The sequence below is a fragment of the Mycobacteroides sp. CBMA 271 genome (genome assembly GCF_009729205.1).
In the GTDB taxonomy this organism is placed as follows: domain Bacteria; phylum Actinomycetota; class Actinomycetes; order Mycobacteriales; family Mycobacteriaceae; genus Mycobacterium.
On record NZ_VTHB01000007.1, the window covers coordinates 150,339 to 174,841 of the forward strand.

Annotated in this window: 24 protein-coding genes and 1 pseudogene; 4 read left to right on the plus strand and 21 right to left on the minus strand. The window is 64.8% G+C overall.

The window, feature by feature from the left end; genetic code table 11:
* Nucleotides 1-6: 6 nt before the first annotated feature.
* Complete coding sequence (gene bla / locus FZI91_RS18770) at nt 7-936, plus strand: class A beta-lactamase (protein WP_155940597.1); 930 nt, start codon at nt 7-9, stop codon at nt 934-936.
* 71 nt (nt 937-1,007) lie between these two features.
* Here bla and FZI91_RS18775 read toward each other — a convergent pair whose 3' ends face one another.
* The 9 genes from FZI91_RS18775 to ruvC form a co-directional block, all read right to left on the minus strand.
* The gene (locus tag FZI91_RS18775; RefSeq protein WP_155940832.1) at nt 1,008-3,323 is read right to left on the minus strand and encodes a RelA/SpoT family protein; all 2,316 of its coding nucleotides are present in this window, start codon (nt 3,321-3,323) and stop codon (nt 1,008-1,010) included.
* 86 nt (nt 3,324-3,409) lie between these two features.
* A complete protein-coding gene (locus FZI91_RS18780) occupies nt 3,410-3,967 on the minus strand; it encodes an adenine phosphoribosyltransferase (protein ID WP_155940598.1) in 558 nt (185 codons plus the stop codon).
* 5 nt (nt 3,968-3,972) lie between these two features.
* Nucleotides 3,973-5,643, minus strand: a complete 1,671-nt coding sequence (locus FZI91_RS18785) for an ABC transporter substrate-binding protein (RefSeq protein ID WP_155940599.1) — start codon at nt 5,641-5,643, stop codon at nt 3,973-3,975.
* Nucleotides 5,643-6,884, minus strand: coding sequence for a protein translocase subunit SecF (gene secF, locus FZI91_RS18790; RefSeq protein WP_162526340.1), 1,242 nt, complete (start codon nt 6,882-6,884; stop codon nt 5,643-5,645). Before secF ends, FZI91_RS18785 begins: the two co-directional genes overlap by 1 nt.
* A gap of 17 nt (nt 6,885-6,901) precedes the next feature.
* On the minus strand, nt 6,902-8,671 hold the full coding sequence (gene secD / locus FZI91_RS18795; protein WP_162526319.1) for a protein translocase subunit SecD: 1,770 nt from the start codon (nt 8,669-8,671) through the stop codon (nt 6,902-6,904).
* 76 nt (nt 8,672-8,747) lie between these two features.
* On the minus strand, nt 8,748-9,095 hold the full coding sequence (gene yajC, locus FZI91_RS18800; protein ID WP_155940601.1) for a preprotein translocase subunit YajC: 348 nt from the start codon (nt 9,093-9,095) through the stop codon (nt 8,748-8,750).
* A gap of 142 nt (nt 9,096-9,237) precedes the next feature.
* On the minus strand, nt 9,238-10,251 hold the full coding sequence (gene ruvB, locus FZI91_RS18805) for a Holliday junction branch migration DNA helicase RuvB (RefSeq protein WP_203448848.1): 1,014 nt from the start codon (nt 10,249-10,251) through the stop codon (nt 9,238-9,240).
* A 50-nt stretch (nt 10,252-10,301) separates the two neighbouring features.
* Nucleotides 10,302-10,904, minus strand: coding sequence for a Holliday junction branch migration protein RuvA (ruvA, locus tag FZI91_RS18810; RefSeq protein WP_155940603.1), 603 nt, complete (start codon nt 10,902-10,904; stop codon nt 10,302-10,304).
* Nucleotides 10,901-11,458 carry a crossover junction endodeoxyribonuclease RuvC gene (gene ruvC, locus FZI91_RS18815; protein ID WP_162526320.1) on the minus strand — a complete coding sequence of 186 codons (558 nt, stop codon included), beginning with the start codon at nt 11,456-11,458 and terminating at the stop codon, nt 10,901-10,903. Before ruvC ends, ruvA begins: the two co-directional genes overlap by 4 nt.
* Before the next feature lie 121 nt (nt 11,459-11,579).
* Here ruvC and FZI91_RS18820 point away from each other — a divergent pair, with 121 nt between their 5' ends.
* Nucleotides 11,580-12,152: a TetR/AcrR family transcriptional regulator gene (locus tag FZI91_RS18820; protein WP_155940604.1), complete on the plus strand. Its 573-nt coding sequence runs from the start codon at nt 11,580-11,582 to the stop codon at nt 12,150-12,152.
* A gap of 89 nt (nt 12,153-12,241) precedes the next feature.
* Here the strand turns inward: FZI91_RS18820 and FZI91_RS18825 are convergent.
* Nucleotides 12,242-12,703, minus strand: a pseudogene (locus FZI91_RS18825) (methyltransferase family protein); the annotation flags it as partial.
* A 142-nt stretch (nt 12,704-12,845) separates the two neighbouring features.
* On the opposite strand from FZI91_RS18825, the gene FZI91_RS18830 reads away from it, so the two are divergent.
* Nucleotides 12,846-13,442 carry a phosphatase PAP2 family protein gene (locus FZI91_RS18830; protein ID WP_155940606.1) on the plus strand — a complete coding sequence of 199 codons (597 nt, stop codon included), beginning with the start codon at nt 12,846-12,848 and terminating at the stop codon, nt 13,440-13,442.
* Here the strand turns inward: FZI91_RS18830 and FZI91_RS18835 are convergent.
* A complete protein-coding gene (locus tag FZI91_RS18835; protein WP_155940607.1) occupies nt 13,388-14,143 on the minus strand; it encodes a YebC/PmpR family DNA-binding transcriptional regulator in 756 nt (251 codons plus the stop codon). The two genes, FZI91_RS18830 and FZI91_RS18835, sit on opposite strands and share 55 nt — an antisense overlap.
* A 175-nt stretch (nt 14,144-14,318) precedes the next feature.
* Between FZI91_RS18835 and FZI91_RS18840 the strand changes: the two genes are divergently transcribed.
* Complete coding sequence (locus FZI91_RS18840) at nt 14,319-14,846, plus strand: hypothetical protein (protein ID WP_155940608.1); 528 nt, start codon at nt 14,319-14,321, stop codon at nt 14,844-14,846.
* 20 nt (nt 14,847-14,866) lie between these two features.
* On the opposite strand, the gene FZI91_RS18845 is transcribed toward FZI91_RS18840, so the two are convergent.
* From FZI91_RS18845 to thrS, 10 genes are all read right to left on the minus strand, one after another.
* Complete coding sequence (locus FZI91_RS18845) at nt 14,867-15,433, minus strand: dihydrofolate reductase family protein (RefSeq protein ID WP_155940835.1); 567 nt, start codon at nt 15,431-15,433, stop codon at nt 14,867-14,869.
* A 150-nt stretch (nt 15,434-15,583) separates the two neighbouring features.
* Nucleotides 15,584-16,165 (minus strand): pyridoxal 5'-phosphate synthase glutaminase subunit PdxT, encoded by a 582-nt coding sequence (gene pdxT, locus FZI91_RS18850; protein ID WP_162526321.1) that lies wholly within the window; start codon nt 16,163-16,165, stop codon nt 15,584-15,586.
* Complete coding sequence (locus tag FZI91_RS18855; protein ID WP_162526322.1) at nt 16,162-17,013, minus strand: acyl-CoA thioesterase II; 852 nt, start codon at nt 17,011-17,013, stop codon at nt 16,162-16,164. The genes pdxT and FZI91_RS18855 overlap by 4 nt, the downstream gene beginning before the upstream one ends.
* Before the next feature lie 6 nt (nt 17,014-17,019).
* Complete coding sequence (gene pdxS / locus FZI91_RS18860; protein WP_030093622.1) at nt 17,020-17,934, minus strand: pyridoxal 5'-phosphate synthase lyase subunit PdxS; 915 nt, start codon at nt 17,932-17,934, stop codon at nt 17,020-17,022.
* A gap of 119 nt (nt 17,935-18,053) precedes the next feature.
* Nucleotides 18,054-19,076, minus strand: coding sequence for an NUDIX domain-containing protein (locus tag FZI91_RS18865; protein WP_162526323.1), 1,023 nt, complete (start codon nt 19,074-19,076; stop codon nt 18,054-18,056).
* A complete protein-coding gene (locus FZI91_RS18870; RefSeq protein WP_155940610.1) occupies nt 19,073-20,200 on the minus strand; it encodes a glycosyltransferase family 4 protein in 1,128 nt (375 codons plus the stop codon). Before FZI91_RS18870 ends, FZI91_RS18865 begins: the two co-directional genes overlap by 4 nt.
* Nucleotides 20,200-21,213 (minus strand): phosphatidylinositol mannoside acyltransferase, encoded by a 1,014-nt coding sequence (locus FZI91_RS18875; RefSeq protein WP_155940611.1) that lies wholly within the window; start codon nt 21,211-21,213, stop codon nt 20,200-20,202. The genes FZI91_RS18870 and FZI91_RS18875 overlap by 1 nt, the downstream gene beginning before the upstream one ends.
* Nucleotides 21,210-21,872 carry a phosphatidylinositol phosphate synthase gene (pgsA, locus tag FZI91_RS18880; RefSeq protein WP_155940612.1) on the minus strand — a complete coding sequence of 221 codons (663 nt, stop codon included), beginning with the start codon at nt 21,870-21,872 and terminating at the stop codon, nt 21,210-21,212. Before pgsA ends, FZI91_RS18875 begins: the two co-directional genes overlap by 4 nt.
* Complete coding sequence (locus FZI91_RS18885; RefSeq protein WP_162526324.1) at nt 21,869-22,417, minus strand: HIT domain-containing protein; 549 nt, start codon at nt 22,415-22,417, stop codon at nt 21,869-21,871. The genes pgsA and FZI91_RS18885 overlap by 4 nt, the downstream gene beginning before the upstream one ends.
* Nucleotides 22,410-24,464 carry a threonine--tRNA ligase gene (gene thrS / locus FZI91_RS18890; RefSeq protein WP_155940837.1) on the minus strand — a complete coding sequence of 685 codons (2,055 nt, stop codon included), beginning with the start codon at nt 24,462-24,464 and terminating at the stop codon, nt 22,410-22,412. The genes FZI91_RS18885 and thrS overlap by 8 nt, the downstream gene beginning before the upstream one ends.
* Nucleotides 24,465-24,503: the final 39 nt, after the last annotated feature.

Sequence of the window (24,503 nt, forward strand, 5' to 3'; positions counted from 1 at the left end):
CGCCGAATGACGGACAAGGACAAGCCAACTCGATTATCGCGCCGCAGGCTGCTCGCCGGTGGGCTCTCGGCGGGTGTCGTAGCGACGGTGGGGTTCGGGGCGTACGAGTGGACTCAGAAGTCCGGGGGGATCGGCTGCCGTCTTCCGATTGACCCGACGTTCGCGGCGCTGGGCGCGCTGGAAAAGGACTTTGGCGGACGGCTCGGGGTGTACGCCGTCGATACCGGTTCCAACCGTCAGGTGGGACTCCGGGCCGACCAACGCTTCATCATGTGCTCGACGGTGAAGACGTTCATCGTGTCGGCAATCCTGCACCGGCGCCTGAGTCAACCGGGACTGTTGGACAAGCGAATTCACTACACGCAGGCCGACATCCTGGAATGGGCGCCGATCACCTCCAAGCACGTCGCCGAGGGCATGACCGTCGCGGAGCTGTGCGACGCGACGATCCGCTACAGCGACAACACCGGCGCCAACCTGCTGATCGCGCAGCTCGGCGGCCCGAAGGAGACGGAGAAGTACGTTCGGTCCCTGGGCGACAACGTCTCTCGCATGGATCGCCTCGAGGAGCAGCTGAACATTCCCGACCGGGACCTGGACACCTCGACCCCGATGCAGCTGGCGGCCAATCTGCGCACGCTAGTTCTCGGTGACGGGCTCGACCCGCAGGGCCGCGACCTGCTCACCGACTGGCTGAAACGGAACACCACCGGTGACCAATCGATTCGCGCGGGTGTCCCGGCGGGCTGGACCGTCGGCGACAAGACCGGCGGCGGGTTCAAGGGTGAGTCCAACGACATCGCGGTAATCTGGCCACCTGGGCGTGCGCCCATCATCGTTGCGGCACTGACGATCCCGGATGACCCGAAATCCACCAAGGGTAGGCCGACGATCGCCGAGGCCACTCGAATTGCGCTCAAGGCTTTCGGGATCTAACCGCCGAGTGTGAGCCTCAGGGCGTGAAATCGCCGAGTGTGCGCGCTGGTGCTCACACTCGGCGAAAGGGATTAGGCGGCGCTGGTCACCCGGTAGACGTCGTACACACCCTCGACATTGCGCACCACATTCAGAACGTGACCCAGATGCTTAGGGTCGCCCATCTCGAAGGTGAACCGGCTGATGGCAACTCGGTCGTTCGAGGTGGTCACCGAGGCCGACAGGATGTTCACGCGCTCATCGGCCAGAGCCCGGGTCACATCGGACAGCAGACGATGTCGGTCCAACGCCTCGACCTGGATTGCCACCAGGAACACCGAGGACGCCGACGGTGCCCAGTGCACCTCGATAATCCGCTCCGATTGCGCCTGCAGGGACTCGGCGTTGGTGCAGTCGGTGCGGTGCACGCTTACTCCCCCGCCGCGGGTCACGAATCCGAGGATCTGATCGCCCGGCACCGGCGTGCAGCATTTGGCGAGCTTGGTCAACACACCCGGCGCGCCCGGCACCGCCACACCCACATCCTCGCTACGGCGTTGGCGCACCGGCATGGTCGACGGGGTGGACCGCTCAGCGAGCTCCTCCTCGGCGCTGTCCACACCACCGAGCTGGGCGAGCAGACGTTGCACCACGTGCCGGGCCGAGACATGTCCCTCGCCCACCGCGGTGTACAGCGTGGAGGTGTCCTGGTAGCGCAGCTCGCGGGCCAGCGAGGCCATGCCCTCGCCGTTGACCAAGCGCTGCAACGGAAGTCCGCCGCGGCGTACCTCGCGGGCGATCGCATCCTTGCCCGCTTCGAGCGCCTCCTCGCGGCGCTCCTTGGCGAACCACTGCCGAATTTTGGCCTTGGCCCGTGGTGACACCACAAACGTCTGCCAGTCACGCGAGGGTCCGGCGTTGGCCGCCTTGGAGGTGAAAACCTCCACCACTTCCCCGTTTTCGAGCTTGCGCTCCAACGCCACCAACCGGCCGTTCACCCGGGCCCCGATACAACGATGCCCGACCTCGGTGTGCACCGCGTATGCGAAGTCGACGGGGGTAGAACCGGCGGGCAGCGTGATGACGTCGCCCTTGGGGGTGAAGACGAAGATCTCCTGCACCGCCAGGTCGTAGCGCAATGATTCGAGGAATTCACCGGGGTCGGCGGCCTCACGCTGCCAGTCGAGCAGCTGGCGCATCCACGCCATATCGTCGATCTCGGCGGCCGCATGAGTGGCCGGAACCGCGTTGCGGCCCTTGGCTTCCTTGTACCGCCAGTGCGCCGCGATGCCGTACTCGGCGGTGCGATGCATGTCCCGGGTACGGATCTGCACCTCCAGCGGCTTGCCCTCCGGGCCCACCACGGTGGTGTGCAGCGACTGATAGACACCGAAACGCGGTTGGGCGATGTAGTCCTTGAATCGACCCGCCATCGGCTGCCACAGCGAGTGCACCACACCGACAGCGGCGTAGCAGTCGCGGATTTCGTCGCACAGAATCCGCACACCCACCAGGTCGTGGATGTCATCAAAGTCACGCCCCTTGACGATCATCTTCTGGTAGATCGACCAGTAATGCTTGGGACGGCCCTCGACGGCGGCGCCGATACGCGAACCATTCAGGGTGGCAATGATTTCCGCACGCACCTTGGCGAGATAGGTGTCGCGCGAGGGCGCCCGGTCGGCAACCAGACGCACGATCTCCTCGTACTTCTTGGGGTGCAGGATCGCGAAGGACAGGTCCTCCAGTTCCCACTTAACCGTGGCCATACCCAGCCGGTGCGCCAGCGGCGCAATCACTTCGAGTGTCTCGCGGGCCTTACGCGCCTGCTTCTCTGGCGGCAGGAACCGCATGGTGCGCATGTTGTGTAGCCGGTCGGCGACCTTGATTACCAGCACCCGAGGGTCACGCGCCATCGCAATGATCATCTTGCGGATGGTTTCGCCCTCGGCGGCATTACCCAGTACCACCTTGTCGAGCTTGGTCACACCATCGACGAGATGGGCCACCTCGCTGCCGAATTCGGCGGTCAGCTGTTCCAGGCTGTAGCCGGTGTCCTCGACGGTGTCATGCAGGATCGCGGCCACCAGCGTGGTGGTGTCCATGCCGAGCTCGGCCAGAATGTTCGCGACGGCGACCGGGTGGGTGATGTACGGATCGCCCGACTTGCGGAATTGCTCGGCATGCCGGGTCTCGGCCACCTCGTAGGCGCGTTGGAGCACCGCCCGGTCGGCCTTGGGATAGAACTCGCGGTGGACGGCCATCAGCGGCTCGAGCACCGGGCTCACGGCGCCGCGTTGGGCGGTCATCCGGCGGGCCAGCCGCGCCCGTACTCGGCGCGATGCGCTCATGGTGCCGCTGACTCTGAGCGACTCGGTAACCGGACCGGAATCGCTCACGACGGGCAAGGACTCAACCGCGACCTGATTCTCACCAGCGGATTGCTCGTCAGTCACGGTTCACCTCCTGTACCTGCTGCCTAAGAGATTATCCCTCAGATCACACGCAGCGCAGTTAATGGCAGCGGCGCCACGGCGGCGCGACCGCCCAAATCGGACAGTTCCAGCACCACACCCGCGCTCACCACGTTAGCCCCCGCTGCACGCAACAGCTTCACGGTTGCAGCCAGAGTGCCTCCGGTGGCAAGCACGTCGTCGACAATCGCCACGCGGCGGCCGGTCAGATCTATCCCATCGGCAGGGATCTCCAGCGCGGCGGTGCCGTATTCGAGCTGATAAGTCTGTGAATGCACCGGTGGTGGCAACTTGCCAGCCTTGCGTACCGCCAGCACGCCCACCCCGAGCCGGATCGCCACCGCCGCCCCCAGCAGGAAGCCGCGCGCATCGATCCCGGCAATCAGCGAAGAGCCTGCCGCGCCGTCAGCGAGCGCATCGGCGACGCGCGACAACCCCTCGGCGTCCGCGAACAGCGGTGTCAGATCCTTGAACTGCACCCCGGGTTCGGGAAAGTCCGGAACCTCACGGGTCAGCCGGCCAATAAGCTCGGCGACGGCATCCGACTGAGCCGGATTCTGTTCGTGCGAGACGCTCATCGGCGTCACGCGGGCAGCACCCAGCGGTCCATGTTCCAGCCGGCACCCCACCGGGTGACGCTCGGTGTCGCGGCATACATCGATTTCGGTGCGATCAGCACGCGCGGCTGTCGATACAGCGGCAGCGTCGGCAGGTCATTCCAGAGGATCGCCGACGCATCGCCCAGTAGCCGGCTCTGGTCCCTGGCGTTGGTGGTCACCGCCAGCGCGGCGATGATTCCGTCGATCTGGCCGTTGGCATAGTTCGCCGGGTTCTTGCCCTCGTGAGAACGCAGGGCATACGCATCCATGAGCCATGACCCGGTCGATCCGCTGCCGGGCGCGCCGCCGATCGAGCTGAGCAGTGCATCAATCTGATTGCTCCGCAACGACTGCGGTCCAATCTCTGGCGCACTGACGTCCTGCACGGTGATCCCGGCGGGCTCGCACGCCTGTGCCATGGCCGAAACGATCGCCGCACGACGCGGGTTGGGCCCCTGATATCCCACCCGGACGATCAGCGGATGATTCGCCGTCGCGGCGCGGGCCCCGATCGGATCCGAATGCATGAAGCGGCCTGCTTCTGCCGCCGCCTCCACCGAGGCGAACGAGTCGCCGATGCTGGTGTCCAGTCGAGCATTCATCACGGGCACGCCCGCGATGCCCGCAATGGCGTCGCGTGGTGTGCATAATGCGAGCGCGCGGCGCACGTCGGGAGCCCCGACCGAGCCGCCGGCACCACCGAAGATGAGCTGTTCCACACCCGATCCGGGTCCCTCGGTGCGCACGAAACCGTCGGGGGCAGTAAGCGTCCCGGCAGATCCGGCGGCGACGTCGACCACCTCCAGGTCGCCGTCGGACAGACGTTTTTGCACGTCGATTCCGCTGGGCCACACCGTGACCCGTTTCGTGACCGGCGGATTCCCCCACCATTTGTCATTAGCAACGAGGACGACCGATCCGTCCTCGTTGTAGCCGTCCAACTTGTAGGGGCCCGCCGACGGGAACTTCGACAGGTCGAGGTCGGTTCCGAGGTTCCACTGGTTGTTCCAGAAATCAGCGATCTTCTGCAACGCGGGAACATCATTGGCGGCGATGGCACCGACCAGGTCGATACCCCCGCCGAGCTTGTCGGCGACCACATGCCACGGCAACATCGTTGTCGCGGTGAAAAGTTGGGTGTAGTCAGTGAACGCGCGATCGGGCGCGAAGGTAACCCGCGCGGTTTTCTCTCCTGGCTTGCAGTCGATTGTGGAGATATCGGAGTATCCAGCCGTGCTGGCGGCGTCGAAATCCGGGAGCCTGCCCGATTGAGCGAACCAAGCCAGCACCATGTCTTCGCAGGTAACCGGCTTACCGTCGGAGTAGACGGCCTTGCCGTTGATGGTGTAGTCGAGGACCCGAGGGATCTGACTGACCACTTCCCAGGAACCGAAGTCGTGATCGGCAATCACCTGACCGTCGGGTCCGTGGAATCCGAATCCAGTGAGCACGCGATTGAACGCCTGCGCGCCGGCCGAGGCATTCCCCGCGACGCTGTTGACGTTGTACGTGGTGAGGCGGCCGTCGACGGCGTAGTCCAGCGTCTTCGCCGCCGAGGTCCAACACGAGGTCAACAGCCCGGCCACGATGGTCATCGCGACCGCGATGGCGCCGACCCGTACCGCCGTACCTCGCCTTCGGCCGCATGAAACCATCAGTGCCGCCGCGCGTTTCGCTTACCTTGGGGGCGGGCGCCCGGCTTGGGTTTGACGGACCGTGCCCCCGCACCGGAGGTGCCTGACGACCCGGCGGACACCACCTTGGCGGCCTTCGTTCCCGAGCCTGTTTCCGCCGACGGCGCGGCATCGGGCTTGCGGCGACTCAACACCTTCTTGGTGTGGCTCGCCACCAGCTCTGTGCGCTCACGCAGATCCACCAAGAGCGGAGTCGCAAAGAAGATGGACGAATACGTGCCCACCAGGATGCCGACAAGCTGTACCAGCGCCAAGTCTTTCAGCGTGCCGACGCCCAGCAGCCAGATGGCGACCACGATGAGCGAAAGCACCGGGATGGCCGAGATGAGGCTGGTGTTGATGGAACGCATGAACGTCTGATTCACGGCCAAGTTGGCATGCTCGGCAAAGGTGCGCCGCGACGTGTGCTGAAAGCCGTGGGTGTTCTCCTCGACCTTGTCGAACACGATCACGGTGTCGTACAAGGAGAATCCGAGGATGGTGAGCAGACCGATCACCGTCGCCGGGGTGACCTCGAACCCCACCAGCGAGTACACACCCGCGGTGACCAGCAGGTCGAACACCAGCGCGGCCAACGCGGCCAACGACATGTAGCGCTCGTAGCGGACGGCGATGTAGATGCCCGCCAGCACCAGGAACACCGCAAGGGCGATGATCGCCTTCTTGGTGATCTGACCGCCCCAGGTCCCGGACACCGTCGAATCGCTGATGGCGTTGATCGACGGCTTACCGTCCGGCCCCTTCGGCTCGAACTTGTCGAACAGCGCCTTGTGAAGCTTCGAGGATTCGTCGTTGTCGAGTGTCTCCGTGCGGATCTGAATGGAGGCGGTGGGGCCGCTGCCAGTGATGACCACCGATTCGGCGTCGCGACCTAGCGCGCGACTGAAAACATCCGCAGCCTGCTGGACGGTGGCCTCGCCCTTCGGGAACGACACCTTGGTGCCACCCTTGAAATCGATGCCGAAAGCAAACCAGTTGATGGCGATCGTCAGAATCGCGATGACCATGAACGCGCCGCTGATCGCGAACCAGAGCTTGCGCTTACCGACGACGTCAACAGCACCAGTTCCGGTGTACAGGCGGTACAGAAATCCGTGTTCCGGTGCGGCACCTGTGGTTTCGACCGCCGAGGACTTGGGTTCCTTTGCGGTGGCCTCGGTGACGTCCACCGAATCCTTCTCGGTGCCGTCGCCTTTACTCACTGTGTCGTTGCTGGTGCTCATACGTGTGCTGCCGCCTTACGTTCGCGGGCAATCTGCTGGACCGCGCCGAGCCCGTTGTAGGCGGGCTTGGACAGGGTCGCGGACTTCGAGGACAAGTAGACCAACGGCCACGTCACCAGGAACACCACGACGACGTCGAGGATGGTGGTGAGGCCAAGGGTGAATGCGAAGCCCTTCACCTGACCGATGGCCAGGATGTAGAGCACCACGGCCGCCAGCAGCGTCACCGCATTACCCGACAGGATCGTCTTGCGGGCGCGGGCCCAACCACGCGGCACCGCCGAACGGTACGAACGGCCTTCTCGTATCTCGTCTTTGATGCGCTCGAAGAACACCACGAAGGAGTCCGCGGTGGTGCCGATACCGATGATCAGACCGGCGATACCTGCCAGATCCAAGGTGTAGGAGATGTATCTGCCGAGCAAAATCAAGATCGCGTAGACCATGGCGCCAGCGGCTACCAGGGACAACGCGGTCAGCAGGCCCAGCGCCCGGTAGTAGATCAGCGAGTACAAGAGCACGACCGCCAGTCCGATCGCGCCCGCGATGAGGCCGGCCTTAAGCGATGTCAATCCGAGTGTGGCCGAGACGGTTTCAGCGTCCGACGACTCAAACGACAGGGGCAGCGAACCGTACTTGAGCGCCGCCGCCAGCTGCTTGGCGCTGTTGGCGGTGAATTCACCACTGATTTCTGTCTTGCCGCCGGGTATGGGTTCACGGATCGACGGCGCGCTGATCACCTTGGAGTCCAATGTGAAGGCGGTCTGGGTGCTCTGCTGCCAATGAGAGGCGGTGTAGTCCGCCCACACCTTGGCGCCGGTGGACTTGAACTCCATGCTCACCACGTAGATGCCACGCTGCTGGTCGAGACCCGAACTCGCGTCCTTGATCTCCTCGCCGCTGATGATCGACTTGTCCAGCAGGTAGGCAGCCTTACCGCCCCGGCTGTCGTCACCGCAGGTGACCAAAGGAAGGTTCGGATCGTCGTTACCGGCGAGCGGGTCATCCTGGTCGTAGCAGCGCGAGGACTGGACCTGCAGCGCCAACATCTGAATCTGCGGGTTTTCGCTTTGACGGATCTGCTTCTCGAAGTCGATCAGCTGCTTGCGTTCCTCGCCGCTACCCGGCTTCGGAGGCAGCTCGGCCGGCGGGGCCGTGGGTGGGGCCGGAGTTGGCGTCGCGGGCGCCGTTGCCGGAGCAGGCGGCGGGGGCGGTGTCGTGGTTTGTGCCGGGTACGGCCGCGGCTGCGGCTTCGGTGCGTTAGGTGCGTTAGGTGCGTTAGGTGCCGGGTTACCGGACTCGGGCGGCGTGATCTCTTGTCCAACGCCGGGCTGACGCCCCTCGGGCGCTCCGGGAGCTCCGGGCGCCGGCGTTTCCTTGGGCTGCGCCTCTACCACCTGCAGAACCGGCCGGATGTAGAGCTTGGCGGTCTGACCGAGGTTGCGGGCCTCACTGCCGTCGTTACCGGGCACCGTGATGACGAGGTTATCGCCGTCGATGATGACCTCGGATCCCGAGACACCGAGCCCGTTGACACGCGCGTTGATGATCTGCTGCGCCTGCATCAACGCGTCCTTGGTCGGCTTGGAACCGTCAGGGGTGCGGGCCGTCAGCGTGACGCGGGTTCCGCCCTGTAGGTCGATACCGAGTTTGGGCTTGGCGTGCTTGTCGCCGGTCAGGAACACCAGCAGGTAGGCACCAATCAGCAGCACCAGGAAGGCAGCCAAGTAGCGCATGGGGTGCACAGGGGCCGATGGCGAGGCCACGTGTCCGGTCTCCTTGCTTGTCGAGGGCGGGTCGGGGGCTTTCAGGGCTTTCCAAGGGCGCGGCGGCCGAAAGCCGCTACTCCTTGGTCAGCTCGACCCCGGCGCTCTCGATGTCGCGAGACGTCACATCAGCGGTCTCGTCGGCGTCTGTGCTGTCTTCGGGATCGTCCACGATCTTGTCGCGGACGGCGAGCTTCATCCATCGGGTCACGACGCCCGGAGCGATCTCGAGGTCCACGGTGTCGTCGGTGACGGCAGCGATGATGCCCTGCAGCCCCGAGGTGGTGTGCACGCGGTCGCCGATCGCGAGGGACTCGTGCAGCGAAATGGTGGCGTCCAGAGCCTTGCGCTGCCGGCGGTTCGCGAAAAAGAGGAACGCGCCCATGACGAGGATGAGCGGCAAGAAGACGACGAACGATTCCATGACGACTTTCGGGTTCTTTCCGTTAGGTCTGTACGAGATCAGGCAGCCTGCGTGAACAAAGCACGCGACAAGTCACCAGTGTGCCATCCGACTCTGTGCAATCGACGCGAACCCCAGGCGCGCCGGGAACTCGAGCGTCCCGTCAGTCGAACAGCCCGGTCGGCCCCAGCGCCTGCGGCGGCGGGGTGAGACCCAGATGTGTCCACGCCGACGGTGTCGCCACGCGTCCGCGCGGGGTACGGGCCAGCATTCCGGCACGCACGAGGAACGGTTCACACACCTCTTCGACTGTGGTCGACTCCTCCCCGACGGCCACTGCCAGCGTCGACACGCCCACCGGACCGCCGCCGAAGCTCCGGGTCAGCGCCGAGAGCACCGCCCTGTCGAGACGGTCCAGCCCCAACTCGTCGACGTCGTACACCTCCAGCGCGGACTTGGCGACGTCCACAGTGATCACGCCGTCCGCCCTCACCTCGGCATAATCGCGGACCCGTCGCAGCAATCGGTTGGCAATCCGCGGCGTGCCGCGCGAACGCCGGGCGATCTCGACGCCGGCATCGGCGCCCAGCTCAATACCGAGGATTCCCGCCGACCGGGCCAGCACGAGCTCCAGCTCGGCAGGCTCGTAGAAGTCCATGTGGGCGGTGAACCCAAACCGGTCACGCAGCGGCCCGGTCAGGGAGCCTGATCGGGTGGTTGCGCCGACGAGAGTGAAGGGGGCCACCTCCAGCGGGATGGAGGTAGCGCCCGGCCCCTTGCCGACCACGATGTCGACGCGAAAGTCCTCCATGGCCAGGTACAGCATTTCCTCGGCGGGACGGGCGATGCGATGGATCTCATCGATGAACAACACATCGTTTTCGACGAGGTTGCTCAGCATCGCGGCCAGATCACCGGCACGCTCCAGTGCGGGCCCCGACGTCACCCGCAGCGAGGTGCCGAGCTCGGCGGCGATGATCATCGCCAGTGAGGTCTTCCCGAGCCCGGGCGGACCGGACAGCAGGATGTGATCGGGCGTGCCGCCGCGATTCTTGGCGCCGGACAGCACGAGGTCCAGCTGCTCACGCACCCGCGGTTGACCGATGAACTCCTGCAGCGACTTGGGTCGCAGACCCGCGTCGATGTCGTTCTCGCCCACCGTGAGCGCACCCGCCATCTCGGCGCCGTCGAAGTCGTCCTCGCCGTCCTCCAGCTCGTCGAAACGGCTCATCGCGTCTTACCCAACAGGGTCAACGCCGATCGCAACACGGTCGAGGTGTCGATATCTGAATTATCTTGGGCCAGCACGGTATCGGTGGCCTGCTCGGCCTGTTTGGCGGCGAAGCCGAGGCCGGTGAGCGCCTCGATGACCTGCGTGCGCACCAGTGAGGCGGTGCCGCGACCGCCGAGCTCGGTGGTTCCGCCGGGGACGGCGGCCACCTTCTCGCGCAGTTCCAGCACCAGGCGCTCCGCGCCGCGCTTGCCGATCCCCGGCACCCGCGTCAGCGCCGTCACGTCACCGTCGGCCAGCGCCTGACGCAAGGTCGGCGCGTCGTACACCGCGAGGGTGGCCATCGCGATCTTCGGCCCCACCCCGGAAACCCCGAGCAGCGTCAGGAACAGGTCGCGCGCATCGCTATCGGTGAAGCCGTACAAAGTCATCGAGTCCTCGCGGACGACCATCGCCGTGATCAGCCGCACCTGCGTGCCGCGGCGCAATGTCGAGAGCGTCGCGGGGGTGGCATTGACGCGGTACCCGACCCCGGCCGCCTCGATCACTACATGATCGAGGGCGATATCGATGACCTCGCCATTGACCGAAGCAATCATCGGGTAACCGCCTTCATCCTGGCCGCGAAGGCCTTCCGTTGTTTCTCCGCCGCGGCTTCCGCCTTCGCCATTCTCTCCAGCATGGGCGCGCGCCAGCAGTGACAGATTGCCAGGGCCAACGCGTCCGCGGCATCGGCGGGCTTCGGCGCGGTCTGCAGATTCAGAATGCGGGTGACCATGGCCGTCACTTGCGACTTATCGGCGCGGCCGTTGCCGGTCACCGCCGCCTTGACCTCGGATGGGGTGTGGAAATGCACCTCGATCCCCCGTTTGGCGGCTTCCAAGGCGACCACCCCACCGGCCTGCGCAGTGCCCATCACGGTGGACACGTTGTGCTGAGCGAAGACCCGCTCGATGGCGATCACATCCGGAAGGTGGGTGTCCATCCACTGCTCGACAACTTGACTGATCGCCAGAAGCCGTTGCGGCAGTGGCTGATTAGCGGGAGTACGCACAACATCGACGTCCAAGGCCACGACCTTGCGACCCGAGGACGCCTCGACCATGGATAGGCCACATCGAGTGAGACCCGGATCCACTCCCATCACCCGCACGCGCCAGCCCTCTCGCCGTAGAACAATTGTTCGATCAGCATATCGAGGGGTTTAGCCCATCCGGGATACCAACACGCACGGGCCCGCTAAATGTCAACGACCGTTGGCCTAAACTCAGCGCATGTCCACCGAACCTCGGCGATCGGACGCCACGCGTGCGGCCATCCTTGAGGCTGCCCAGGAGCACTTCGCCGGCGTCGGCTACGAGAAGGCGACCATCCGGGCCATCGCGGCAACCGCGGGAATCGACCCATCCCTGGTGATGAGGTACTTCGGCAACAAGGGCAAGCTGTTCGCGGCCGCCGCCGACTTCGATATCCACCTGCCCGAGAACCTGGCCGAGATCCCGCGTTCTCAACTGGGCGCCACCCTCGTCGAGCACTTCGTGACCAGATGGGAGGCCGACGACACCATGGTTGCCCTCCTGCGAGCCGTGGTGTCGCAGGAAACGGCACGGGCACGAATGGCCGAGATCTTCAGCAGCCAGATGGTGCCCGTCATCGAATCATTGACGGCAGACCGAGCCTTGGAGCGCGCCACACTGATCAGCACGCAGATGATCGGCCTGGCGATGTGCCGTTACGTCATCCGGCTGGGACACCTGCCGGAGATGACGCAGGAACAGATCATCGACCTGCTGGCCCCGACGATCCAGCTCTACCTGGACTGTCCGATGAACTGCCCGACGAGCTAGCGGGCCCGCTCGGGTTGCACCCAGGGACGAAGCCTCGGCACCCACCGCGGAACATGCTGGGAGTACTCGGCGTAGTCGCGCCCAAATCGCTTCAACAGGCCGCGTTCCTCGACGAGCGGGAAGTACACGGCGTTGACCGTGACGAACACCGCCGCCCAGATCAGCAGGCCCACCGAGTTCACCATGAACGCCTCCCCAAGCAGGATGGCGATCACGCCGGCGATCATCGGATTACGCACGTAGCGGTATGGGCCACGAACCACGAGATAGACCGGGGGGTCGAACGGCGCCAGAGTGCCTTTGCCCATCTGATGGAAGAGCATGACGGTTCGCGTGACCAGAAACAGGCCGGCGGCGACCAGCAGCGTTCCGATTACCGTGGCCGTCATCGACATCTGGTCGGACATCCACGAGGGCGCCGCGACACCCGATCCGTACACGATGATCAGCGGAATCAAGACCGCCACAGTGACCGGCAGCGCCAGAACAGCGCGAGCAGTGCGCCACAGAGTCGTTGATTCGGGCGCCGGAGCGACTGTTTGTGTGGCCATGACGGGCTTCCCCTTCACTCTTTGGATGCCTTAGGTGTACACCTGGTTGACATTCACGTCAACAGTTGTTGACCAACAGTCGTTGACATCACAGTAACGCCATGCGGGTGACGATTGATTCCCGCGATTAGTCTCGTGTGCGATGTCTGCGAAGAAAGTAATTCAGTGGTGGCCACCCCTTGGCGTGATTGCGATGCTGGTCCTCGGATTTGCCGTCGGGAAGGGCTCAACCCCCTTTGACCTGTGGTTTTTCCAGGCCACCCAACGAGTATTCGGGGTGCAGCCGCGCTGGCTGCTGATCTTCACCAGCTGGGAACTGTTGGGACCGATACTGCTGGCCTGTGTCGGCTTCGAGCTGTATCGCCGACAGTGGCGGATCGCGGCGGTGGTGCTCGTCTGCCCGTTCGTGGCGAATTGGACCACGCAAGCCACCAAGATGCTTGTGGGCCGCGAAAAAGGTGGCTACCTCGCCTACCCCAGCGGCCATACCACCTTCGTGGTGGCCGTTATGGGGATGCTGGTGCTGGTTGCCGGTGGAGCGCTATGGGCATACATCGTTGCCGGGATCATCAGCACGCTGGGCCTGCTTGGGCAGGTGGCCTGCGGGTACCACTACCTCACCGACACGATCGGCGCCGTACTCGTCACTACCGCGGTGGTGGTGTTGGCGGCATGGGCCGCGGGTCAGTCTTCGTCGAGCGCGGCCAGCACCTCGTCGGATATATCCACGTTGGTGTAGACGTTCTGCACGTCGTCGCTGTCTTCCAGCGCATCTACCAGCTTGAACACCTTGCGCGCAGTGTCGACGTCTACGGGCACGCTCATCGAGGGCTGGAAGGTGGCCTCTGCCGACTCGTAGTCGATCCCGGCCTCTTGCAGCGACTGACGCACCGCCACCAGGTCGGTGGGCTCGGAGACGATCTCGAAGCTCTCACCGAGGTCGTTGACCTCCTCGGCGCCCGCCTCCAGGACTGCCGTCAGCACGTCATCCTCGGACAGGGTCCCCTTTTCCAGGGTCACCATGCCCTTGCGGGAGAACAGGTAGGACACCGAGCCCGGGTCTGCCATGGCGCCGCCATTGCGGGTCATCGCCACGCGGACCTCACCGGCGGCACGGTTGCGGTTATCCGTCAAGCATTCGACAAGTACCGCAACGCCATTGGGGCCGTAGCCCTCGTACATGATGGTCTGCCAGTCGGCGCCGCCGGCTTCTTCGCCTGCACCACGCTTGCGGGCACGCTCGATGTTGTCGTTGGGTACCGAGGTCTTCTTGGCCTTCTGAATGGCGTCATACAGCGTCGGGTTGCCCGTGGGATCGCCACCACCGGTACGCGCGGCGACCTCGATATTTTTGATGAGCTTGGCGAACTCCTTGCCACGCCGGGCGTCCTTGACGGCCTTTTGATGCTTGGTGGTCGCCCACTTGGAATGGCCGCTCATGTACCCAGTACCTTCTCTCGTCGTGCTTTGCGCTGCCCGAGTCTACTCGGGAGTCCCAGGCGGGCAGGGATTCAGTGCGTCTCGACTCTGAATTTGACGACGTTTTTCAGCTGCAAGGCGTCGTGAGATTCGGACTCGACGACGGGCCCTGCGACGGGAACATAGGGTGACGTGCATGACTGTCCTGGTAGCGGATCCGATCGTTGATGCGGTGCTGGACCGGTATGCGTTGACGATCGGCGACAGCCTCACCGATTACCGCAATCATCTGTACCGCGGCATGAACTATCAGCTGCGTCTTCTCGGCATGACCCAGGCACCGCCCGAGATCGCACTGGCGTGGGCCACGCACGATATCGGTATCTGGACCGCCGGAACTTGGGACTACTTGGATCCGTCGGTGGCGCTGGCGGAGCAGCTCGCGCCGGAGTTCGGCATCACCGATGTGGCACGCACCAAGGCGATGGTTGCCGACCACCACAAGCTGAGAGCAGCGGACGATCTCTGGGTTGAGATGTTCCGGTTGGGTGACCGGGTCGACGCGTTCCGCGGACTGTATGCCTGGACCGGGTTGGAGCGCTCGGATGTCCGCGAGGTGGTGGAGGCATTGCCCTACGGCGGTTTTCACGGATTCCTGCTCAAGACCGCGGGCAAGTGGACGCTCAAGCACCCGCTGCGTCCCATGCCGATGCTGCGCTGGTGAGCTTCCCCTCGCGGATCAGATCAGTCGTGTTTTGCTTCGTAACGCAGCAGGACCGTACCGCCCGGAAAGGTGCGGTTCTCTAACAGTCGCAGCGAGATCCATGACGGCAGGGTCGGGAAGAACGGGATGCCGCCGCCCACGGCGGTGGGTGCGACCACGATCCGATACTCATCCACCAGTCCGGCCTGCACGATCGGCGCGGCCAGCTTCGCGCCGGCCACCTCCAGATTGCCGTCAGTCTCGGCTTTCAGCTTCGTTACCACCTCGACGGGGTCGCCGCGTTCCAAGCGGGAATTCCAGCCGACGGACTCCAGGGTGCGCGAGAACACGACCTTGGGCATGTCGCGCCAGATGTGGGCGAAGTCAACGATCAGAGGGGTTGCGTCCGGAGCCTTGTCGGCGGTCGGCCAGTACGCCGACATCAGTTCGTAAAGCCGCCGCCCGTAGAACGACAGGGTGGTCCCCCGCTCAAAGTCGTTCCAATACTGGTGCAGTTCATCGCTCGGATCGCTCCAGTCGATGGAGCCATGCGCGTCGGCGATATACCCGTCCACCGACACGTTGAAGCCATAGATGAGTTTGCCCATGCAGATCAGACTCCGCCGGAGGGCGAAACTCATCGCGACGCCGACCAGCTGAAGAACATCACCCACTGGCGCCCGCCTCTAAGTGACAAGTCATCGGGTCCCGCTGTTGGCAGCAAGGCTTGTCGCTCAGAGCCGGGCACGCCGTTGTTGTCAGGAAGCCCGGACCAGATCCACGAACATCTGATGAACCCGCCGGTCGCCGGTGACCTCGGGGTGAAAGGCCGTCGCCAGCGCATTCCCTTGTCTCACCGCGACCGGATGCCCCTGCGCTGAGGCCAGCACCTCGACGTCAGCGCCGATTCGTTCCACCCACGGCGCCCTGATAAACACCGCATGCAGCGCGCCGTCGAGCCCGGCGAAGTCCAGATCACCCTCGAAGGAGTCCACCTGGCGTCCGAAGGCATTGCGCCGCACCGTCATATCGATGGCACCGAGCGCCACCGCGTCATCGCGAGTATCCAGGATCTCGCTGGCCAGCAGGATCATGCCCGCACACGAACCGTAGACCGGCAGGCCGTCGCGCAGCCGTTCGGTGAGCGGGTCCAGGAGTTCGAACACGCGCAGCAGGTTGCTCATGGTGGTCGACTCGCCGCCGGGGATCACCAGACCATCTACCTTGGCGAGTTCCTCCGGACGGCGTACACCGAGCGCGTCAGCACCCGAATCTTTCAGAGCGGCAATATGTTCCCTGACATCACCCTGCAATGCCAGTACTCCGACAAGCGGGCTCACGCCATGTTCCCCTTGGCGATCGACGCCTCATCAGGGTTGCGTTCGTACCGGGTGAGCCCCTCTTGCACTACCGCTGCGACCATCCGGCCCTCGCGGTCGAAGATCCGTCCCTGGGTCAGCGCCCGCCCATATCCGGCCGACGGCGAAGTCTCGTCGTACAGCAGCCAGTCGTCGGCCCGGAACGGCCGCAGGAACCACAACGCATGATCCAGCGAGGCGGTCTGCAACACCGCATCCCGGTGCGGCACTTTGGAAGAGCTCAGCAGGGTCAGGTCGCTCATGTAGGCCAGCGCACAGATGTGCAGCACCGGGTCGTCGGGAAGCTGCTTGCGGCAGCGGAACCACACCCGCTGCTGCGCCGCCAACCGCGGGCTCCGGTCCATCAGCTCGTCGGGCACGATCCGGATGTCCCATTCGGCGAACTGCCGGAACAGATCGCGGCTGAACGAGTCCTCGTCCTGCGCATCCGGCAAGTCCTCGGGCGCCGGCACCGGCGGCATCAGGTCCTGATGCTCAATGCCGGTATCCAGGGTCTGGAAGGAAGCCGACATGCTGAAGATGGGCTGGCCGTCCTGGATCGCGGTGACGCGGCGGGTGCAGAACGAGCGCCCGTCACGCACCCGGTCAACGAGAAACACCGTGGGCTCGTTGGGGTTTCCGGGCCGCAGGAAATATCCGTGCAGGGAATGCACGAGATACTCCGGCTCCACGGTGCGGACCGCGGAAACCAGTGACTGTCCGGCGACCTGACCGCCGAACGTGCGGCGCAGGCTGCTGGGGGTCACGTTGCCCCGGAAGATGTCCTTTTCGAGCTGTTCGAGGGTAAGGATCTCTTCGATGTCGGCCACGTGCGGTTACCAGCCGCGCTCGGCAAGCCGATGCGGCTGGGCGATGTCCTCCACGTTGATACCGACCATGGCCTCACCCAGACCGCGCGACACCTTGGCCAGCACGTCCGGATCGTCGTAGAAGGTGGTGGCCTTCACGATCGCGGCCGCCCGCTGCTCCGGGTTGCCGGACTTGAAGATGCCCGATCCGACGAAAACGCCCTCGGCGCCGAGCTGCATCATCATCGCGGCATCGGCCGGGGTGGCGATGCCGCCCGCGGTGAACAGCGTGACGGGAAGCTTGCCAGCCCGGGCCACCTCGACCACCAGGTCGTACGGGGCCTGCAGTTCCTTTGCGGCAACGTACAACTCGTCCTCGGACAGCGAGGTGAGGCGGCGGATCTCGCCACCGATCTTGCGCATGTGGGTGGTCGCGTTGGACACGTCCCCGGTGCCGGCCTCGCCCTTGGAGCGGATCATGGCCGCGCCCTCGGTGATGCGGCGCAGCGCCTCGCCCAGGTTGGTGGCACCGCACACGAAGGGCACGGTGAACTTCCACTTGTCGATGTGGTTGGTGTAGTCGGCGGGCGTGAGCACCTCGGACTCGTCGATGTAGTCGACGCCGAGGCTCTGCAGGATCTGCGCCTCCACGAAATGCCCGATGCGGGCCTTGGCCATGACCGGGATGCTGACGGTGCTGATGATGCCGTCGATCATGTCCGGATCGCTCATGCGGGACACGCCACCCTGCGCACGGATATCGGCAGGCACGCGCTCCAGCGCCATGACGGCGACGGCGCCGGCGTCCTCGGCGATCTTCGCCTGCTCGGGGGTGACGACGTCCATGATGACGCCACCCTTGAGCATCTCGGCCATGCCGCGCTTGACGCGTGCTGTGCCGGTTCCGGTCTCGGGGGACGTGCCATTGGTCGTGCTAGTCAACTGAGGGCTCCTGGATGTCGGGTTCTCCCGCCAGTCTAATGCCGCCACACCAGCGATTTTGTGCCGGGATACACGGTCGCCGCCGCTTCTTCGCCCGAGAGGCTCATCAGTGAGCAGGCTCACCCGATCAGAACGGGCTCTCGGCGCCCACCAGCGGCAACCGCATCGGCCTCCGAAGCGGCCTCATCGAGCAGCTCCCCCAGCTGATTGGGGAACACCTGCTCCCCCGACGCCACCAATGCCGCGATCTGTTCCGCATCGCACCATCGATGGCCGGTGATGTAGCGCTGCTCCAGATTCGTGCGGCCGTCGGTGGCCGGCTCGAACCTCTTGGTGCGGTGTACGAAGAACAGCTCCTCGGAGCGGATGGTGGTGCCGTTGAAGTCGAAGACGGCGACCCGCCGCCATAGCGGCCCGACGAGCCGTCCGGAGGGCACTGCCAACCCGGTCTCCTCGACCAGTTCGCGCACCGCAGCGTCGGCCAGCTTCTCCCCCTGCATGGTTTGACCGCCGACGGTGAACCACCAGTGCACCGCCGGGCTGGGCGCGGCCGGGTCAAAGCCGCGCAGCAATAACACCCGGCCGTCCTCGTCGAGCAGGATGATCCGTGCCGAGGTGCGGAAGTTGGCCAATGCCGGATCCTCGGTGTTGGCGCCCGGCCGGTCGACTATCTCGAAATATGTTGGCATCGGAGCTGTTCCGCCCAAGCGCAGCCACCGCACCGGTCGTCGCACACGTAGCGCGAGAGTGTCGCGTACGGCGTCGTTGTGGAAACGCCGGGCGATGAGCACCCGCGTTTCGGCATCGGCCAACTCGGCCACCAGCGCGGGGCGCAGGCGGTTCGCATCAACCGTCGCGAGCTGGGAGGACAACGCGTTCTCGGCGCCCTCACGCTGACCACGTTCGGCGCGTTCAGCTTTCGCCGCGAGCTTGATCAACTGATCGTCCTTGAGCGCGTCCCCCACCGCGCGGGCGACGACGGCGCGCCTGGCCAAGGCGGCATCCAGGGCCTGCCAGGACAGGTCGCTTCGCACATGCAGCCGGTCGAGCCGGTTGGCTATCAGATAGGCCCACAGCAGACCTAAGGCGACCAGGCTTGCGATGAGGACGATGACGATGACCGTCAGCGCCGAGAAGGTCACCAACTGTCGACCCTCACCCGCGCGCCGGAGGCCGTGACGGTCTCATAGACGAGCATGATCTGCTGGGCGACCACCGACCAGTCGTAGCACTGCACCGCCTCGGTGCCCGCCGCGACCAGCTCCGCGCGGGCCTCGTCGTTACCCAGCACATCGATGATGGCCGCCGCCAAGGCATCCGAGTCGCCGATGGGTGTCAGCCGCCCGGCCTTGCCGTCCAGCAGCACCCGACGAAAGGCGTCGAGCGAGCTCGCGACCACTGCGGTGCCTGCGGCCATGGCCTCCACCAGCACGATGCCGAAGCTCTCGCCGCCCATGTTGGGCGCGCAATACACGTCGGCGCTGCGCATCGCCGAGGCCTTGGTGGCGTCATCGACCTGACCGAGAAACCGCAAGTGTTTGGCCAACGGTCCTGCCTGTGAACGTAATTCGTCCTCGTCGCCGCGACCGACGATCAGGATCTCCACGTCGGAGAAGCTGGCGGCGATCTTTGGCAGAGCCCCCATCAGCACGTCCATGCCCTTACGCGACTCGTCGTAGCGCCCTAGGAACAACACCGTCGTACCGGCCCGCGGGTAGCCCTCAAGCACTGGTGCCCGCGAGAAGGATCGGACGTCGACCCCGTTGGGAATCTCCACCGCGTCGGATCCGAGCGCCTCCATCTGCCAGCGCCGGGCCAGCTCGGAGACGGCGATGCGGCCGACGATCTTCTCGTGCCAGGGACGCAGCACAGCCTGGAAGACACTGAGCGTCAACGACTTCGTGGTCGATGTGTGAAAGGTGGCCACGATCGGCCCCTCGGCGACCATCAGCGCCAGCATGGACAGACTCGGGGCGTTCGGCTCATGTAGGTGTAGGACATCGAAGTCGCCGTCGACCAGCCATCGCCGCGTCTTGGCGTAGGTGGCGGGACCGAATCGCAGCCGTGCCACCGAGCCGTTGTACGGGATGGGGACGGCCTTACCGCCGGACACTACGAACTCAGGAAGCTCCAGATCCGACGACGACGGCGCGAGCAGGCTGACGTGGTGGCCGCGGTCGCGCATGACCTCCGCCAACTGCACCACATGGGATTGGACACCGCCCGGCACATCGAATGAGTACGGACAGACCATCCCGATACGCATTAGGCTTGCCCGCCAACGGGATCCGACTCCCGGGGGGCTGCCCGATCATCAATTTCCGTTTCACGGGTTGGCTCGGAATCCCGCACCGGGGACGGCTGCGCCGGCGGCGTCCGCAGCTTGGTGCGACGCTCCTCGGACAGGTCTTCGAGCCACAACGGCTGCAACATATGCCAGTCCGCGGGGCGCTCGGCGATGTTGGCGGCGAACACGTCGGCCAGCGACTGGGTGGCCTCGGCGACATCTCCTCCAGAGGTGTCGATGGGTGGATAAATTCGGACCCCCCATTGATCATGTGAATCAAACCAGCAGTGCGCCGGCAATAACCGTGCTCCGGTGTCGATCGCCAGACGTGCCGGTCCGGCAGGCATCCGAGCCTCGGCGCCGAAGAAGTCGACGGGGACGCCGCTGCGGCTCAGGTCGCGATCGGCCATCAGACAGACGACGCGGTTTTCCCGCAGTCGAGCCGCAAGCTTCTCGTACGGCCCGGTGGCGTCGCCGCTTGAGGCGAGCACCTCGAAGCCAAGAGTTTCCCGGTAGTCAAGGAAGCGGCGGTATAGCGATTCGGGCTTGAGACGCTCGGCGACCGTGGTGAAGGTGCCGTAGGTCTGGGCCAGCCAGACGCCTGCCATGTCCCAGTTGCCGCTGTGCGGTAGCGCGAGGATCGTTCCCTTGCCGCGATCCTGGGACTCTTCGATATTGCGACGTCCGAAGGCGCCGCTGTCCAAACGGCCGGCAAGACGTTCCATGTTCTGCGAGGGCAGCCGGAACGCTTCACGCCAATACCGGGCATACGAACGCATCGAGTCGATCATCAGCCGGTCCGGCACCTCACGCGGGTGCACACCGAGCACCCGGGCGAGGTTCTGGCGCAGTTGTTCAGGTCCACCGTCGCGGGCACCGACCATGGCACCGATGTCGAATACGGCACGGGCGAGCGGTTCTGGTGTTATCTGCGTGATTTTCCAGCCTGCCGCATACCCCCAGTCGGCGGCCCGTTCACCCCAGCTACTCATGACTGATTCGTCTCCGCACTGTTCTGTCCGGCATCGGGGTTTGGCAGCAGATCAAGAGCGCCGGGTGAGGTGCGCACCGCGTGCATCCGCTGAGCCACCGTCACCAAACTCCCCACCGCCAACAACCACATGGCGACGTGCAGCAGCACCGGAAGGCCGAAGCCACTACCAAACACCACACCGGCCAGCACGATGATCAGCCGCTCTGGCCGCTCGATGAGACCACCATCGGCGCGCAACCCGGACGCCTCGGCCCGCGCCTTCACATAGGAGATCACTTGGGAGGTGACCAGGCAGATCAGCGTGGCAACCACCAAAGAGGATGAATGCCAACCGAATACCACCCACCACAACAGCCCCGCGAAGATCGCACCGTCGGCCACCCGATCACAGGTCGCATCCAGTACCGCACCAAAACGGGTACCGCCACCGCGGGCCCTGGCCATGGCTCCATCAAGCATGTCGAATATCACGAAGAACCACACGGCCATGCCACCCCAGAACAGGTGCCCGGTGGGAAACAGGGTCAGTGCCGCCACCACCGTGCCCGCCGTTCCGAAGATGGTGACGGTGTCGGGGGTGAATCCGGCGCGCAGCAGCGCATGGGCGAGCGGGTTGGTGACCTTCGCGAAGGTCTCTCGGGACAGTAGGCCGCTCATGGCAATTGCTCCCAGGCGGTGGAGAGCAGCGCACGGGTGTCCCGCAGGAGCTGCGGTAGCACCTTGGAATCGCCGATGATGGTGATGAAGTTGGCGTCGCCACCCCAACGCGGCACCACATGCTGATGCAGGTGCTCGGCCAGCGATCCGCCTGCCGCGGTGCCGAGGTTGAGCCCCACATTGAAACCATGCGGGCGCGAGACCTTCTTGATCACCCGAATCGCCTTCTGGGTGAAGGCCATTAACTCCCGGCTCTCGTCCTGGGTGAGGTCTTCGAGCTCTGCCACCTGCCGATACGGCACCACCATGAGGTGCCCCGGGTTGTACGGGTAAAGGTTCAGCACGGCGTACACATGCTCGCCGCGCGCGACCACCAGCCCGTCTTCGTCGGCCATCTCGGGGATATCGGTGAACGGGGCCGACTCCGCCCCACTGGATTTGACCGCCTCCACGAGGTACGTCATGCGGTGTGGGGTCCACAGCCGCTGCAAATGATCGGGGTCGCCCACTCCCCGATCGGTGATGGTCGAGTCCTCGTCAGTCACGAGCACCCAGCTTCATGAGCTCGGCTGTCGGCGATACGTTCTCGCGCCTGTTCACCCAGTCGAGGATCGCGGCGACGGCCTCGTCGCGGGGCACGCCGTTCACCTGGGTGCGGTCGCGGAAGCGGAAGCTGACGGCGCCAGCCTCCACATCGCGGTCTCCGGCCAGCAGCAGGAATGGCACCCGCTGGTTGGTGTGATTGACGATCTTCTTGTTCATGCGGTCATCGCTGGTGTCCACCTCGGCCCGGATTCCCTGCGATTTGAGCTGGGACACAATGTCGCTCAGATACGTTGCGTGCGCGTCGGCGATGGGAATGCCGACCGCCTGTACCGGCGACAGCCACGCCGGGAAGGCGCCTGCATAGTGTTCGGTGAGCACACCGAAGAACCGTTCGATGGACCCGAACAGCGCACGGTGAATAAGCACCGGTTGCTTGCGGGTGCCGTCGGCGGCGGTGTACTCGAGGTTGAACCGCTCCGGCATGTTGAAGTCGAGCTGAATGGTCGACATCTGCCAGGACCGGCCCAGCGCATCCTTGGCCTGCACTGAGATCTTGGGGCCGTAGAAAGCCGCACCGCCCGGGTCCGGCACCAGCTGCAGTCCGGAATCGAGCGCCACCTGCTCCAGGGTTTTAGTGGCCGCTTCCCAGTCCTCGTCGGAGCCAACGAATTTCGTCTCGTCCTTGGTGGAGAGCTCCAGGTAGAAGTCATCGAGCCCGTAGTCGGACAGCAGATCCAGCACGAACCTCAGCAACGAGGTCAGCTCCTCATGCATCTGCTCGTGAGTGGTGTAGATATGTGCGTCGTCCTGGGTCATACCCCGCACCCGGGTCAAGCCGTGCACCACGCCGGACTTCTCATACCGGTACACCGAGCCGAATTCGAAAAGCCGCAGCGGCAATTCGCGGTACGAGCGGCCCCGCGCCCGGTAAATCAGGTGGTGCATGGGGCAGTTCATCGGCTTGAGGTAGTAGTTCTGTCCCGGTTTACGTACGGTGCCGTCCTCGTTGAGCTCGGCGTCGATGTGCATCGGGGGGAACATGCCGTCGGAGTACCAGTCCAGGTGCCCGGAGGTCTGGTACAGGTTCTCCTTGGTGATGTGCGGGGTGTTGACGAACTCATACCCGGCCGCGGTGTGCTTGGCCCGCGAGTAATCCTCCAGCTCCTTGCGGATAATGCCACCCTTGGGGTGGAAAACCGGTAGGCCGGAACCGATTTCATCGGGGAAGCTGAACAGGTCCAGCTCCACGCCGAGCTTGCGGTGATCGCGCCGCAGCGCCTCTTCCAGCAGTTCCATATGGCGGTCGAGGGCTTCTTGAGACTCCCAGGCGGTGCCGTACACGCGCTGCATGCTGGCGTTGTCCTGGTTGCCGCGCCAGTAGGCCGCCGAGCTGCGGGTGAGCCGGAAGGCAGGGATGTGCTTGGTGGTCGGGATGTGTGGGCCGCGACATAGGTCGAACCATTCGCGTTCCCCGGTACGGGGATTCAGGTTGTCGTAGGCGGACAGTTCGTCGCCGCCGACCTCCATGACCTCCGGGTCGTCGGCCCCGGATTTATCAGACACCAGCTCCAGCTTGAACGGCTCGTTGGCGAGCTCGGCCTGAGCTTCTTCCACAGTCTCGTAGACACGGCGCGAAAAACGCTGTCCCTCTTTGATGATCTGCTTCATCTTCTTTTCGAGAGCGGCCAGATCCTCGGGAGTGAAGGCGTGATCGACCCCGAAGTCGTAGTAGAAACCGTCGGTGATCGGCGGGCCGATACCGAGTTTGGCCGCCGGGAACAGGTCCTGCACGGCCTGGGCCAGCACGTGGGCTGCCGAGTGCCGAATAACACTGCGTCCGTCCTCGGTGTTGGCCGCGACGGGCTCCACCTCAGTGTCGACCTCCGGGATCCAGGACAGATCCCGCAGGTTCCCGTCGACGCGCACGACGACGATCGCGTCCTCACCCTTGCCCGGGAGCCCCGCCTCTCGCACCGCAGTGCCCGCCGTCGTCCCGGCCGGCACCCGGATCGGGGCCACATGGGAAGACGGGTTGGGCGCAGTCATCAGCAGTTCTCCATTTGTCATCTAAAGGTGTCTATCCAA

Bases quoted from the DNA above. Each gene is read 5' to 3' on its own strand.
- bla (WP_155940597.1), top strand. From the start codon at position 7: ATGACGGACAAGGACAAGCCAACTCGATTATCGCGCCGCAGGCTGCTC.
- FZI91_RS18840 (WP_155940608.1), top strand. From the start codon at position 14,319: ATGACTGTCCTGGTAGCGGATCCGATCGTTGATGCGGTGCTGGACCGG.
- ruvB (WP_203448848.1), bottom strand. From the start codon at position 10,251: ATGGCGGGTGCGCTCACGGTGGGCGAGAACGACATCGACGCGGGTCTG.
- FZI91_RS18780 (WP_155940598.1), bottom strand. From the start codon at position 3,967: ATGAGCGTCTCGCACGAACAGAATCCGGCTCAGTCGGATGCCGTCGCC.
- FZI91_RS18875 (WP_155940611.1), bottom strand. From the start codon at position 21,213: ATGAGTAGCTGGGGTGAACGGGCCGCCGACTGGGGGTATGCGGCAGGC.
- FZI91_RS18820 (WP_155940604.1), top strand. From the start codon at position 11,580: ATGTCCACCGAACCTCGGCGATCGGACGCCACGCGTGCGGCCATCCTT.
- FZI91_RS18870 (WP_155940610.1), bottom strand. From the start codon at position 20,200: ATGCGTATCGGGATGGTCTGTCCGTACTCATTCGATGTGCCGGGCGGT.
- yajC (WP_155940601.1), bottom strand. From the start codon at position 9,095: ATGGAATCGTTCGTCGTCTTCTTGCCGCTCATCCTCGTCATGGGCGCG.
- FZI91_RS18835 (WP_155940607.1), bottom strand. From the start codon at position 14,143: ATGAGCGGCCATTCCAAGTGGGCGACCACCAAGCATCAAAAGGCCGTC.
- ruvA (WP_155940603.1), bottom strand. From the start codon at position 10,904: ATGATTGCTTCGGTCAATGGCGAGGTCATCGATATCGCCCTCGATCAT.
- FZI91_RS18845 (WP_155940835.1), bottom strand. From the start codon at position 15,433: ATGGGCAAACTCATCTATGGCTTCAACGTGTCGGTGGACGGGTATATC.
- pgsA (WP_155940612.1), bottom strand. From the start codon at position 21,872: ATGAGCGGCCTACTGTCCCGAGAGACCTTCGCGAAGGTCACCAACCCG.
- FZI91_RS18830 (WP_155940606.1), top strand. From the start codon at position 12,846: ATGTCTGCGAAGAAAGTAATTCAGTGGTGGCCACCCCTTGGCGTGATT.
- thrS (WP_155940837.1), bottom strand. From the start codon at position 24,464: ATGACTGCGCCCAACCCGTCTTCCCATGTGGCCCCGATCCGGGTGCCG.
- FZI91_RS18785 (WP_155940599.1), bottom strand. From the start codon at position 5,643: ATGGTTTCATGCGGCCGAAGGCGAGGTACGGCGGTACGGGTCGGCGCC.